The organism is Pseudomonas sp. MNR3A (assembly GCF_009650575.1).
Taxonomy (GTDB): domain Bacteria; phylum Pseudomonadota; class Gammaproteobacteria; order Pseudomonadales; family Pseudomonadaceae; genus Aquipseudomonas; species Aquipseudomonas machongensis.
In genome coordinates this window covers 43,710-56,797 of sequence record NZ_VZZS01000001.1, presented here as the reverse complement: position 1 = coordinate 56,797, position 13,088 = coordinate 43,710, and the positions used below count along the sequence as shown (strand labels likewise).

The 13,088-nt window shown below is 56.8% G+C and carries 10 protein-coding genes and 1 pseudogene; 8 read left to right on the top strand and 3 right to left on the bottom strand.

The window, feature by feature from the left end:
• Window positions 1-5: 5 nt before the first annotated feature.
• Window positions 6-1,664 carry a ShlB/FhaC/HecB family hemolysin secretion/activation protein gene (locus F6X62_RS00255; protein ID WP_256673803.1) on the bottom strand — a complete coding sequence of 553 codons (1,659 nt, stop codon included), beginning with the start codon at window positions 1,662-1,664 and terminating at the stop codon, window positions 6-8.
• A 196-nt stretch (window positions 1,665-1,860) separates the two neighbouring features.
• Between F6X62_RS00255 and F6X62_RS00250 the strand changes: the two genes are divergently transcribed.
• Window positions 1,861-2,133 carry a hypothetical protein gene (locus tag F6X62_RS00250; RefSeq protein WP_065861476.1) on the top strand — a complete coding sequence of 91 codons (273 nt, stop codon included), beginning with the start codon at window positions 1,861-1,863 and terminating at the stop codon, window positions 2,131-2,133.
• Between the two features lie 180 nt (window positions 2,134-2,313).
• Here the strand turns inward: F6X62_RS00250 and F6X62_RS00245 are convergent, their stop codons facing one another.
• Window positions 2,314-3,636 (bottom strand): DEAD/DEAH box helicase, encoded by a 1,323-nt coding sequence (locus F6X62_RS00245; RefSeq protein ID WP_065861475.1) that lies wholly within the window; start codon window positions 3,634-3,636, stop codon window positions 2,314-2,316.
• 140 nt (window positions 3,637-3,776) lie between these two features.
• Between F6X62_RS00245 and F6X62_RS00240 the strand changes: the two genes are divergently transcribed.
• The 4 genes and pseudogenes from F6X62_RS00240 to F6X62_RS00225 form a co-directional block, all read left to right on the top strand.
• Window positions 3,777-5,051: a mechanosensitive ion channel family protein gene (locus F6X62_RS00240; RefSeq protein ID WP_054893287.1), complete on the top strand. Its 1,275-nt coding sequence runs from the start codon at window positions 3,777-3,779 to the stop codon at window positions 5,049-5,051.
• Between the two features lie 425 nt (window positions 5,052-5,476).
• On the top strand, window positions 5,477-6,721 hold the full coding sequence (locus F6X62_RS00235; RefSeq protein ID WP_153772373.1) for an MFS transporter: 1,245 nt from the start codon (window positions 5,477-5,479) through the stop codon (window positions 6,719-6,721).
• 7 nt (window positions 6,722-6,728) lie between these two features.
• The gene (locus tag F6X62_RS00230) at window positions 6,729-7,982 is read left to right on the top strand and encodes an arsenic transporter (protein WP_153772368.1); all 1,254 of its coding nucleotides are present in this window, start codon (window positions 6,729-6,731) and stop codon (window positions 7,980-7,982) included.
• 23 nt (window positions 7,983-8,005) lie between these two features.
• A pseudogene (locus F6X62_RS00225) lies at window positions 8,006-8,233 on the top strand (mechanosensitive ion channel family protein); the annotation flags it as partial.
• Between the two features lie 130 nt (window positions 8,234-8,363).
• Here F6X62_RS00225 and F6X62_RS00220 read toward each other — a convergent pair.
• Entirely contained in the window at window positions 8,364-8,588 is a 225-nt protein-coding gene (locus F6X62_RS00220) for a hypothetical protein (RefSeq protein WP_153772367.1), read from the bottom strand.
• A gap of 865 nt (window positions 8,589-9,453) precedes the next feature.
• Between F6X62_RS00220 and F6X62_RS00215 the strand changes: the two genes are divergently transcribed.
• From F6X62_RS00215 to F6X62_RS00205, 3 genes are read left to right on the top strand one after another with little or no spacing between them, the layout of a single operon-like run.
• Window positions 9,454-10,362 (top strand): hypothetical protein, encoded by a 909-nt coding sequence (locus F6X62_RS00215; RefSeq protein ID WP_153772366.1) that lies wholly within the window; start codon window positions 9,454-9,456, stop codon window positions 10,360-10,362.
• On the top strand, window positions 10,359-10,841 hold the full coding sequence (locus F6X62_RS00210) for a hypothetical protein (protein ID WP_153772365.1): 483 nt from the start codon (window positions 10,359-10,361) through the stop codon (window positions 10,839-10,841). Before F6X62_RS00215 ends, F6X62_RS00210 begins: the two co-directional genes overlap by 4 nt.
• Complete coding sequence (locus tag F6X62_RS00205) at window positions 10,828-12,876, top strand: hypothetical protein (RefSeq protein WP_153772364.1); 2,049 nt, start codon at window positions 10,828-10,830, stop codon at window positions 12,874-12,876. The genes F6X62_RS00210 and F6X62_RS00205 overlap by 14 nt, the downstream gene beginning before the upstream one ends.
• The last annotated feature ends 212 nt before the right edge of the window (window positions 12,877-13,088 follow it).

Below are 13,088 nucleotides of genomic sequence, written 5' to 3'. Positions count from 1 at the left end.
ACGAATCAGATGAAGAAATCGAGGCGCAGGTATACCGGATGCTCCTTGTCGGGCAGGGCATCCGGGCGTTCGAGGCTGCGGGCAAAAGTCACACTGGCCGCCAGGTGACGGCCCCGGGCGAACAGCTCCAGCGAATGGCTGCTGGCGCGGCCATGGCGGTCGCCGTTGTAGCGGTCGTTGCGGATCACACCCAGGTCGTAGCCCAGGCCCATCCCGTATTCGGCAATCACCGGCTGTGCGACGGACCAGGTCACCGGGCGCGTCCAGCGCAGGTCGCTGCGCCAGTAGGCGCCGCTGTCGCCGGACAGCGACTGGTCCTTGAAACCACGCACAGACGACAACCCGCCCAGGCTTATGCGCTGCGGGCTGAACAACACGTCCTCGCTGCGCTGGGCAGTAGCCAGGCTGGTAACGCTCAACTGCTCGCCGAATACCTCAAAGCCCTGCACGTAACTGACCGTCGCGGTGTACTTGCGATAGCGCGCCACCGGCTCGCCAGGTCGCGGATTGCCGTTGCCCTGGGCATCGAAGGCACCTATGCCCTCCTGCGTGCCCAGGTCGAGGTTGACGAAGGCCGTGCCCAGGCGCCGACCGTAGTTGATGCCAAACTGCGCTTCGCTCAGACGGTTGCTGCTGGCTCGCAGCAGGCTGTCTTCGATGTAGTTGCGGGTGCGCAGATGGGCAACGCCCAGGTTGACCGAGGTCTTGCTCGTGGCGTCGCGATGCAGTACACGATCGACGCGCAATTGATGATTCTGGCTATCGCCGGTCTGTTTGAAGTCGAAGCCGTTGGCCTGGCCTACGGAGCGGTAGTCGGACGCGCTGTAGCTGTACGAGAAGTTCCACCAGCCCCAGGGCAGGCTGTAGGCCAGTACCCCGTTCTTCGCCCCCTTGGTGTGATCGCTGACCACATCGTGGGCACCGCGTAGCACCAACTGGTCGGCCAGGCCCAGCGGGCTGTCCCACTCGAAGCCTAGGTTGACCTGCTGCTCGCCGGTGCTGCGTTGGCCTTCGTTGTTGCGCGACAGCGAAGCCCGCCAGGGCTTCTGCGCCTGATTGCGTACGAGCACCTGGCTGCCACCCACCGCCTCGCCAGGGACCAGCTCCATCTGCGCCTTGTTCGAAGGCAGACGGTTGAGCTGGTCGACCATCTGCTCGATCTCACGCAGGTTCAGACGCTCACCGGGCGCGCCGGGAAAAGCCATGGCCAGCTCCCGATCGCTCAGCCTGCTGTCGGGAGCTGCGCGCAAACTCTCCAGGCGCCCCTCTACCACCAACACCTGCAGGTGCCCGGTGGACAGGTCCTGCTGCGGCAAGTAGGCGCGGCTGGTCACTTGGCCACGATCCAGATAATGGTTGGTGATGACCTTGAGGAGCTCGTTGAGCTGGCTGACACCCAGGCACTGACCAATGAACGGCTTGAGCAGGCGCTCGCGCTCGGTCTCGGTGAGGCTGTCGGCACCCTTGAGGGTGATGGTGCGAATGGTGAAGCAGCGGCTGTCATCAGGCGCCGGTACGGCACTCGGCGGCGCCGTGCTGCCGGGCAGATTGCGCAGCTCTTCGATGCGCCGCTGCTGCTCTTGCAGCAGGCGATCCTGGCGGTCACGTATCAGTTCCTGCTCCAGCGGCGAGGCCGCCAGGGCAGGCATGCTTGCAGTCAGCATGAGGATCGCGCTGAAAAGGCGTGTGCGAAACCCTGTCGCCATGTTCCAGTCCCTGGGCGGTGAAAAAGTGGGGACGGAGGATACAGAGATGGCCTTTTGACGTCAATTTGCCATCACATCAATGGCAAACGCCTACATGCTGAACCTTTGCTGGCCGACCAGACTCCACCGATAGACTGCACAAGGAGCAAGCGCCATGAACGTTATATGCCGCATCACCCTGCTCGCCACCCTGTCCTGCGCCCTGCCCGCCTGGGCCTGCACACCGGAAGAAGCCACGCAAAAGCGCGAGGAACTGGCCAAGCTGGTGACTCAGCTGACCGAGCAGAACCCGCAGAAGGCCAAGGAGATAAATGATGAGCTCCAGGGTATGGAGCTAGGGACGGCGAGCAAGGACTTGCCGGACAAATGCCAGCTGATCGACAAGCGGGTGAAGGAGTTGAAAGAGGCGGAGCAAAAGGCGGGCTGAATCAAGCAGCCTGACAGCCTTTGTGGGAGCGGGGTTCGGCGCCCCGACTTGTCCCGCGATCGGACGCGACACGGCCGCAAACCAGGCAGCCGGGATGTTTCTGGAACACCACGGTGACTGGGTTACGGCCGCTTCGCGCCCGATCGCGGCACAAGGCCGCTCCCACAGGGGTGGGGGGCGTTATTCTGCCTTCGGCGTACGCTTCTTCAGCGGTGCCAGGCCATCGGAGCTGGCCAGCGGCGCGTTCGGGCGCGGCTTGGCGGTCGGCTTGCGCTTGGCGGCGGTCTTCTTCTCGCCGGTCTTCTTGTCGACCTTTTTCTTCTTCGCGCCCACTGCCTTGCCCGAAGCCTTGACCTTCTTCGGCCCGCTGTAGGTGCCCTTGACCTCCTTGATGACGCGGCGCTCGAACTGCTGCTTGAGGTAGCGCTCGATGCTCGACATCAGGTTCCAGTCGTTGTGGGTGATCAGCGAGATCGCCAGGCCTTCGCCACCGGCACGGCCGGTACGGCCCACGCGGTGCACGTACTCGTCACCACTGCGCGGCATGTCGAAGTTGATCACCAGGTCCAGGCCGTCGATGTCCAGGCCACGGGCCGCCACGTCGGTGGCCACCAGCACCTTGGAGCTGCCCTGCTTGAAGCGCTCGATGGCCAGCTTGCGGTCCTTCTGGTCTTTCTCGCCGTGCAGGACGAACGCCTTCACATCCTTGGCCACCAGGTGACCGTAAATGCGGTCGGCCAAGGCGCGGGTGTTGGTGAAGATGATCGCCTTGTCGAAGGTCTCGTTGGCCAGCAACCACTGCACGATCGCTTCCTTGTGCTGGTCGTGGTCGGCGGTGATGATCTGCTGGCGAGTGCCTTCGGCCAGTTGCGAGACGCTGTTGAGCATCAGGTGCTCAGGGTCTTTCAATACCTTGCCGATGATGTCGCGCAGCGCCGCACCGCCGGTGGTGGCGGAGAACAGCAGGGTCTGCTCGCGGTTCTCGCACTCCTTGCACAGGCGCTCCATATCTTCGGCAAAGCCCATGTCGAGCATCCGGTCGGCTTCGTCGAGGATCATCACCTGCACGTGAGAGAGGTCGAGGTTGCCGGCATTGAGCTGCTCGAGCAGGCGACCTGGAGTGCCGATCAGCACGTCCGGCACCTTGCGCAGCATCGCCGCCTGTTCCTTGAAGTCTTCACCGCCGGTGACCAGGCCAGACTTGATGTAGGTGAACTGCGAGAACAGTTGCACCTGCTTGAGGGTCTGCTGCGCCAGCTCGCGGGTCGGCAGCAGGATCAGCGCACGGATCTCGACCCGTGGCCCGCTCAGGTCGACCAGGCGGTTGAGCAGCGGCAGCACGAAAGCTGCGGTCTTGCCGCTGCCGGTCTGCGCCGTGACCCGCAGGTCACGCCCTTGCAGGGCCAGGGGAATGGCCGCCGCCTGCACCGGGGTCGGCTCGACAAATTTCAGCTCGGCCACGGCTTTGAGCAGGCGTTCGTGCAGGGCGAATTGGGAAAACACGGGTGTACCTCAGACAGATGCGGACAATTCGGTTGCATAGGGTAACGTTTTCCGCGGCTGTAGCCGAATATCTTTTGGCAACATTCGCGGTTTCCGCGCTCTAATGGCGCTCCGTTCGACCCACTGAATGCATTGATTACATGGATATCCAACGAATCTGGCACGACACCCTGGACCTCTGGGGCACCCTCGACCAACACCCAATGCTGCACGCCTCCCTCGGTGTGCTGGTCCTGCTGCTGGTCTCGCTGCTGGTCGGCCGCCTGGCGCGCTTCCTGCTGCTGCACAGCACCCGCCTGCTGGCCCGCCAGCCACCGCTGCGCTGGCTCGACGACCTGCGCCACAACAAGGTCTTCCACCGCCTGGCGCAGACCACGCCGTCACTGATTCTGCAGTTCGGCCTGAAACTGGTGCCGGAGCTCTCGGCCACCGCCCAGCATTTTCTTGGCAACCTGGCCCTGGCCGTCACCCTGCTGTTCCTCACCCGCGCCCTGTCGTGCCTGCTCGACGGCCTGCTGGACATCTACGCCCGCACCGAACACGCCCGCACCCGCTCGATCAAGGGCTATGTGCAACTGGCGAAGATGGTGCTGTGGGTGTTCAGCGCCATCGTCATCGTCGCCACCCTGATCGACCGCTCGCCGCTGTTGCTGCTGTCGGGCCTGGGTGCGATGTCGGCCGTGCTGTTGTTGGTGTACAAGGACACCCTGCTGTCGTTCGTTGCCAGCGTGCAGTTGACCAGCAACGACATGCTCCACGTCGGCGACTGGATCGAAATGCCCCAGGTCGGCGCCGACGGTGATGTGATCGACATCACCCTGCATACGGTCAAGGTGCAGAACTTCGACAAGACCATCGTCTCCATCCCCACCTGGCGCCTGATGAGCGAGTCGTTCCGCAACTACCGCGGCATGCAGCAGTCCGGCGGCCGTCGCATCAAGCGCAGCCTGTTCATCGACGCCACCGGCGTGCGCTTTCTCACCCTCGAAGAAGAACAGCGCCTGGGCGGCGTGCGCCTGCTCGGCGACTACCTCGCGACCAAGCGCAAGGAGCTGCACGACTGGAACGAAGCCCAGGGCCTGGTCGCCGAACTCTCGGCCAACCGCCGCAAGCTGACCAACATCGGCACCTTCCGCGCATTCGCCCTGGCGTACCTGAAGAACCACCCCGACGTGCACCCCAACATGACCTGCATGGTCCGCCAGATGCAGACCAGCGCCGAGGGTGTGCCGCTGGAGATCTACTGCTTTACCCGCACCACGGTGTGGGCCGAGTACGAGCGGATTCAGGGGGATATCTTCGATTACCTGCTGGCGGTGTTGCCGGAGTTTGGGTTGAGTCTGTATCAGCAGCCTAGCGGTAGTGATATGCGCTCGGGGCTGGCGGCGCGGGTTGAGCGGATGAGCGAGGCCTAAAAAGCGCTCCCCCTATGGATGCGGCGGTTCGGCGCCCCGACTTGCCCCGCGAAGGGGGCGCAAAGCGGCCCTCTGCAATGAAAAGCCGCATCCGATAGCCAATGGAAGCTCAAACTCTTGGGTTTCCACCTAAAAGCCGCATAGCAGCTCGCGCCTCCCTGCCAGTACCTCGCTTGCGCAACGCGTAGCCGCACTTATCGGTTGCCCCGTTTAAGCCGCAAATGATCTGCGTGCTGAGCGATCGTGTGCCGAACCATTTGAGCAAGTCCTATGTCAACGACAGAGCCGCGTACAGATAGGGGCGCGCTGGCCTACAGTGCAGGAAGTGCGTTGGACTGATGGGCATCAGACAGCTGCTTTATCAGGCCTGCGCGCGTCCAGTAACTGCCCATCGCGCTCCCCCCTTGTTTTTAGAGACTGCGTCCATGGAACACTCAAGCTGCGCCGCTTCGCACGACCGTGCCCTTGACTGGCTGAACTTCTTCCTGGCGGACGTGCGTGACGGACTCGGCCCCTACCTCGCCATCTATCTGCTTGCCGTGCACCAGTGGCAGCCGGCGAGCATTGGCCTGGTGATGAGCCTGGCAGGCATCGCTGCACTGGTGGCGCAAACTCCGGCTGGAGCCTTGATTGACCGCACGACAGCCAAACACGCGGTGGTCGTGATCGCCGCCGTGCTGGTGACCGGCAGCTGCCTGCTGCTGCCGTGGATTTCGTCGTTCGCCGGGGTGGCCTTGACCCAGACGATCGGTGCCATAGCAGGCTCGCTGTTCGCTCCGGCGATTGCCGCCATCTCGCTGGGCATCACAGGCCCCAAGGCCTTTACGCGAAGGGTGGGTCGCAACGAGACGTTCAACCATGCGGGCAATGCCTGCTCAGCATTGCTGGCCGGTGGCTTGGCGTACCTGTTCGGCCCGGTGGTGGTGTTCTATCTCATGGCGGTCATGACCGTAGCCAGCATCGTGGCGATGTGGCGTGTGCCAGCAGCCGCCATCGACCACCAGGTGGCTCGCGGCCTTGTCCATGGTCCGGGTTGTGCTGAAAACCTTGCCAGGTTCAGGGTCCTCCTGCACAACCGCACGCTCTTGGTATTCGCTGTGTGCTGCGCGTTGTTCCACTTGGCCAACGCGGCGATGCTGCCGCTGGTGAGCCAGAAGCTATCGCAAGTCGACCTGCGCTTGGCCACTCCACTCACATCCGCTTGCATCGTCGCAGCGCAGTTGGTGATGGTGCCGATGGCGCTGCTGGTAGGGGCAAAGGCCGAGACCTGGGGGCGCAGGCCGTTCCTTCTGGCCGGCTTTTTCATCCTACCGCTGCGCGGAGCCCTGTACGTGGCGTCCGACAACCCATTCTGGCTGGTTGGCGTGCAATTGCTCGATGGAATCGGCGCAGGCATCTTCGGAGCATTGTTCCCGATCGTGATCAAGGATTTGACCGAAGGCACCGGGCGCTTCAATTTCAGCCTTGGCGCGCTGACGGCGGTGTTCGGACTGGGCGCTGCGCTCAGCCCTGGGATTGCCGGGCTGGTTGTTCAAGCAGCCGGCTACGATGCGGCATTCCTGACCTTGGCCGGCATTGCCGCGGTCGCCTTCGCAATAGTGCTGATGGCGCTGCCGGAGACTCATCCGGGCGTCGCGCCATCGCCCCTGCCTACCCCTGCCGGAAACTAGACGCCTCATGCCTTACAGCGAAAACGCCCCGATCATCTGGACGATAGCCGCTCTGGCAACCTGCGGTGTCATCCTGCGCCCCTGGCGGATCCCGGAATACGTCTGGGCCATGGGCGGTGCGCTGCTACTGACAGGCCTGGGCCTGATCACACCGCGCAGCGCTCTGGCGGCAGTGGCCGAAGGCGGCGACGTGTACCTCTTCCTGATCGGCATGATGGTACTGGCCGAGCTTGCACGCCAGGAGGGGCTGTTCGACTGGCTGGCCCGCTACGCGGTCCGCCACGCCCGAGGTTCGGGGCAAAGGCTGTTCGACCTGGTATTTCTGGTGGGTACGCTGGTCACCGTGTTCCTGTCCAACGATGCAACGGCGGTGGTATTGACTCCCGCGGTGTATGCGGCGTGCAAGGCTGCCAAGGCCGAGCCTTTGCCCTACCTGTTGATCTGCGCCTTCATCGCCAACGCCGCCAGTTTCGTGCTGCCGATTTCCAATCCGGCCAATCTGGTAGTCTTCGGCAGCCAGATGCCCCCGCTACTGGAGTGGCTGAGGCAGTTCAGCTTGCCATCGCTTGCGGCAATCGCTGTGACCTATCTGGTGCTGCGCCTGACCCAACGCCGGCAGATCCGCCAACCGCTGACCCTGAATGTGGATAACCAGCCGCTGTCTCTGGGCGCCCGTCTATGCGCAGTGGGCATCGTGCTCACGGCAATTCTGCTGCTGGGAGCCTCAGCGCTGGACCGGGCACTAGGCCTGCCGACCTTCTGTGCCGGCGTGGCCACCACAGCACTGATCCACTTACGCCAGCGGCGCAGCCCGATGCCGGTGCTACGCCATGTAGCGTGGGGTGTGCTGCCGTTGGTGGCGGGCTTGTTCATACTGGTCGAAGCTGTCGCCCAGACCGGCCTGATAGTGCAGCTTGCCCAGGGGCTGGCTGCTCTGGCCGCAGACTCGACGATCGGGGCGAGTTGGGTGGGAGGCGTGGGCGTGGCCATCGCCAGCAACCTGATGAACAACTTGCCGACTGGACTGATAGCCGGGTCCATGGGTTCGCTGGTGCCCCTGCCGCAGCAGGTGACCGCTGCGCTGCTGATCGGCGTCGACCTGGGGCCGAACCTGTCGATTACCGGATCACTGGCCACCCTTTTGTGGTTGGTGGCGATCCGTCGCGAAGGGGCGCATGTCAGCGCCTGGCACTTTTTGCGCCTAGGGCTGCTGGTGATGCCTCCTGCACTTGCAGCAGCACTGCTGGCGCTTTGGGTGTGAGTCAGTGCGCACGTGCTCCCGCGTCCTGCATGGTCCGCCAGATGCAGACCAGCGCCGAGGGTGTGCCGCTGGAGATCGGCTGCTTTACCCGCACCACGGTGTTGGCCGAGTACGAACGGATCCAGGGGGATAGCTTCGATTACCTGCCGGCGGTGTTGCCGGAGTTTGGGTTCAGTCTGTATCAGCAGCCTAGCGGTAGTGATATGCGCTCAGGGCTGGCAGCGCGGGTCGAGCGAATGAGCGAGGTCTGAAGCCCCTGTAGCGAACTTTGCGGGATCAACTGGCTTGTTCCGGCCCAATCCCTGTAGGGGCGGCGGTTCGGCGCCCCGACTTGTCCCGCGAAAGGGCCGCAAAGCGCCCCCTGCAATCAAAAGCCAAGCATCACTCGCCAGGCTCTCCCACCAATTCAATCACCCTCCCACACTCCTCCGCCGTCAACCGACTGATGATGCGGATCGCCTGATGAATTCCCGCCGTACCTCGAACACCCAATTGCGGATTGTGCTCGCACTCCAGCAGCTCATCCTGCTGAGCCAGGGCCTCGCTCAGTAGCTCCAGGGTCCACGCGTAAGATTGGATTGTGGAAAGCCGTTCATGGTCAGTCATGAGGCACCTGCTTCGCTTCGCGGATGAACGGGCTGTGATGGAGGGAGAAACGATGGGATCGCGATACCGAAACCGGTAAGCAGTGGCGGAGCGCGAATGCGAGGATCTTCGACGGATGTGCAGTGGTCATGCATGAGTTCCTTTCGTTGTGGAACTGCCACCGCTCGCGGCCAAGCAAGTTGAGGTGGCAGCAGTACGCGGGTTGGCCGACCGGGACGAAAGGAGCCCGGCACACCCGAAGGTGTCCCGCGCACCACTGCCATGACTCGACATCACGGGCACAAAAAAAGCGCCTGCGATGACGATGTGGCGCTGATGCGCCTTTCGATTCCGACCGGCCAAGGTCGAATCGCCGATGCTTCGGCGACTGGGGGAATTTAGCTGGGTGTGGGGGATGGTGCAAGTTGGGAATGGTGAGGGAGAGAGGCGTATCGATACGAAAGTGATTGGATTCAATGGTTGGGCTGCTTTAGAGCCCCCCATCGCTCCCATTCATCTCCAAGTTTCGACCCCATTAAAAGGGCCTTGCAGAATGATGGAGGATGCTCAAAGGGCTTTACCTCATATGAGAAAGCTACCCTCTGGCGCATTGAGGTATGAAAGCCCCCAAAACCGGTCAATCTTGAACGACAGTTTTCGACCCATAGCTGCCTGTCAGCAGCTTAGTCAAAGAGCTTGTCGCATACGGCCCTTCTCGACTAATCTTGCATAATGGCATTGAGCCTGTTCCAGTTAATGAAATCATGAGTTATAGAGAATGGATTCTTCCAAACGCCAAAATACTTTCTATCAAATAAAAATCTCTAGCTCCTCTTTTGAGGCGTGCCATTTTACAGACCTATGTAGTCGGCATGACGGGTAATTTATGGAAATTAGTCCTAACAAAGTCTGGGAAAGAAAGGAATGGGAAGAGCATATAAATGATCTGCTCAGAATAAAGCATGGTCAAGAAAACTATGTCCCCATACCAGACCGGCATAATGGCGATGCTGGGATTGAAGGTTTTTCCTTTTGTGGCAATGCTTATCAAGCTTTTTGCCCGGAAGAGCTCTGCACCATGGAGCAGCTTTATGATAAGCAGCGCGATAAAATGACAACCGATATAAGCAAATTTATAGAAAATAAAAAAGGAACCTTGTCAAGCATACTGGGCGGAACGAAAATCAAACGTTGGATTCTGGTCGTACCTAATCACCTCTCGAAACATCTGAATGCCCATGCATCCGCTAAAACTGCCGAAGTTATCAAGGCTAAATTGGCTTACGTTGACAATAACGATTTTCATGTATTGGTTTGGGATAGAAATACATTTAAGAGTGAAGAGGCAGAGCTGCTCGAGCAGGGAGTTAGGGTTCTTAGGTTAGAGCGAGAGACGGTGTCTGATATTGAGGTCAATGCGTTCCAGACGGATAAGTCAGATTTTGTAAATAACGTAGAGGTAAAGCTAACCAAGCTAAAGCCAGCATCTCCTGCTCAAATTGAGAAAGCGAGAGATGTTATGCTTAAACAGGCGATCTACGCTCAAAATATGCTTGGAAACTTAAAGCAAGAATACCCAGAGTATCACTCTCAAATTGCCTCCGGGGTTATAGAGAGAGAGGAAAGGTTACATATCGAATATTTTGAAAGCCAACAGAAAAGTCCGGCCCAGCAAATAACTGCCCTCAAAGAAGTTTTAGCAAAAAAGAGTAAGCTCCACGAAGACAACTTAGACTGTATTGCTGCTGGAACGGTGGCTGACTGGCTTATGCGCTGTAATTTGGACTTTGAATGATGGATATTCTCGACACCGTACCAAGCAAAGTTGTCTTTCGCCAGAGCGGAACTCCAGTAGAGCCGGAATTCAGGCCGCTATGGAGGCTTTCTTTAATTGCGCTAATTTTGCTTAAGCTGAGCTCCGGAAACAAGGCTGGCGCCAAAAAAATACAAGCTCTTAGTTCCATAATTTCATCCAATGAAAAGCGCAAGAACTATTCCTCTGAGGTCCAAGATCTATTCACTAGTGTTAATGTTAGGTTTGACCCGCTTGTAGACCGAGCTATTGATATAGGGTTGGGTGAGGGGATTTTCGAGCTGGAGCCGTCGAAAAGTGTAAAACTGTCGGATAAGGGCATGGCTTTTGCAAAGGCAATCGATACAGACAAGGACGTTTTTATAAAGGAAAAGGAGTTTATGAAAAATTTCAGCAAATCTTTCTTTACCGACGCTGTCGTAGACAAACTCATATCTGGTGATTTCCGTGAGCAAGCTTAAGATAAATAGGCTGAAAATAATATCCAGAACAAACGAAGGGAATTTTGGTGCGGACATCCCTTTTTCATACGGCCTGAATATTATTAGAGCTGACAACACCCTCGGCAAATCCACCTGCGTTCAGAGTATTGTATACGCACTAGGATTAGAGGGCAACTTAGGCCCGAGTAGAAAGAGCCCTTTAAAGTCAGCTTTGACTACGAGACTAAAAAAAGCGGACGGATGCTATGCGCTAGTAACAGAATCAAAAATCTATCTAGAAATCTCCAATATTAACGGCAAGGTAATCACAGTCGCCAGGAGTAGTATAGAAGAGAAAAACAGAATTATATCGGTATATGAAAAATCGATTAACGAAATAAATTTCCTTTCCGACTCTACCTTCTCTGATTTTTTTGTTAGAGATCCAGGCTCGGCTGCTAGAGAGCGCGGGTTTCATAATTTTCTTGAGAAATTTCTTGATATAGAAGACCCCCAAGTTGTCAAGTACGATGGAAGCACTTGTCCACTTTATCTGGAATCGATATTTTCGGTAAATTATGTCGAGCAAACTAGGGGGTGGGGAGGGATCCTCAACGTGCTTCCAACTTATCTTGGCATTAAAGATCTGGCAAGTCGGGTTCTAGAATACAATCTAGCCTTAGATATTCAAGAAAACAATCGAAAGAGACAGCTGTTAGCTGTCAAGAAAAATGATCTTGAGGCTACTTGGGCACTATCTGTCGAGAGGCTAGTATCCGCAGCGAAGCAGGTATATGCATTCGCTGACTCGTCTATAAGTGATGAAATAGGAAAGCAAGATTCAGTAAACAGCACGACTAATCTCTATGTATTAGACCCTCAGTTACAAAAGATTAATCTTTTTGATCATCTTATTGCTCTGAAGTCGGAACTATTAGCCCTTAAGAAAGAGTCCACCTCAAGTGAAGGGCACGGTTTGAGAGTTCAAACACAAGAAAAAGAACTTGGCCTTTTAATGAATAGACTCTCAGAAGAGGAGTCCGCCATCTCAATATTGCTATCAGATATTGATATCAGCGAGGACTATGTACGTTCGATAGAAAAACGCATCTCGTCAGTTAAAGAAGGGCTACGAAAGTATCGAGATATAAAGAAGATACAAGAGTACGGATCTACTGAGAGCTTCAAGTTTTTGGAAGGCCAGTGCCCCACTTGCAATCAACCTATTCAAGACTCGTTGCTTCCTCACATGCACAATCAGTCAGCGCTAGGGATAGACGACAATATTAAATATTTGGAAAAGCAAGTATCTGTCTTCGAGTCTCTTAGGAAGGGCGAAGAGAACAAGGCCTTAGCTAAGAGAACTTTAATACTCAGGGCGCAAGACAGGGTCAATTTCACCAGATCTGAAATCCGTTCATTAAAAGAAAGCCTTATCGATGTTAAAGGTGCTCCATCAAGGGCGCAGCTCAGAAAGGAAATTTTACTAGAGGCAAAAGTAGAGGCTATCGAGAGAACCCTGAATATTGAGTCCGAAATCAAAGAAAAATTGATATCCACAAAGTTAGAATGGTCAAATGTAGCGGGTGCAATTTCTAAATTACCCTGGGATGGGTTTAGCCGAAATGACTATATAAAACTCAGTGTGCTAACTGAGCAATTTAAGGAAAATCTAAGCGACTTTGAATACAAAAGTACATCTATAGAAGACTTTGAGATCTCAAAGCGGACCTATAAGCCTGCTATTGACGACGTTGATCTGGGATCAGAGGCATCTGCGAGTGATAACATTCGAGTTATTTGGGCATATTTGTACTCCTTGCTGACGTTAGATTTTCATCTGAATGGGCTTACCACAAATCACTTAGGGGTGCTAATGCTGGACGAACCGCGCCAGCAAGAGACAAAAGAAGTCAATTTCAAAACTTTTATTGAGAGAGCATCTGAAACGCGTAGTATGGAGCGACAGGTCATAATTGCAACTAGCGAAAAACATGACGACTTGAAGAAAATGATTGAAGGATTGCCTGTTAATGTAATTGATTTCCAAGGACCTCTAATTTCTAAAATTTAAATCGGATATAATCATGAAGGCGAACGAGCGTCGCGCGGGCAAAGCAACGCTCTGCTGCTGCTTTGCGTCAGAGCACAATAACGACAGTAATTTTTTAGGCGAGAAAAACTGCCCAAAAAAGATATTGAGAGCCCGGGCATGCAGTATAGGACGTGCCGCTCTTAATTCTACCGAACGCAACCTGCCACTCACGATGCCAAATCTAGCCATAG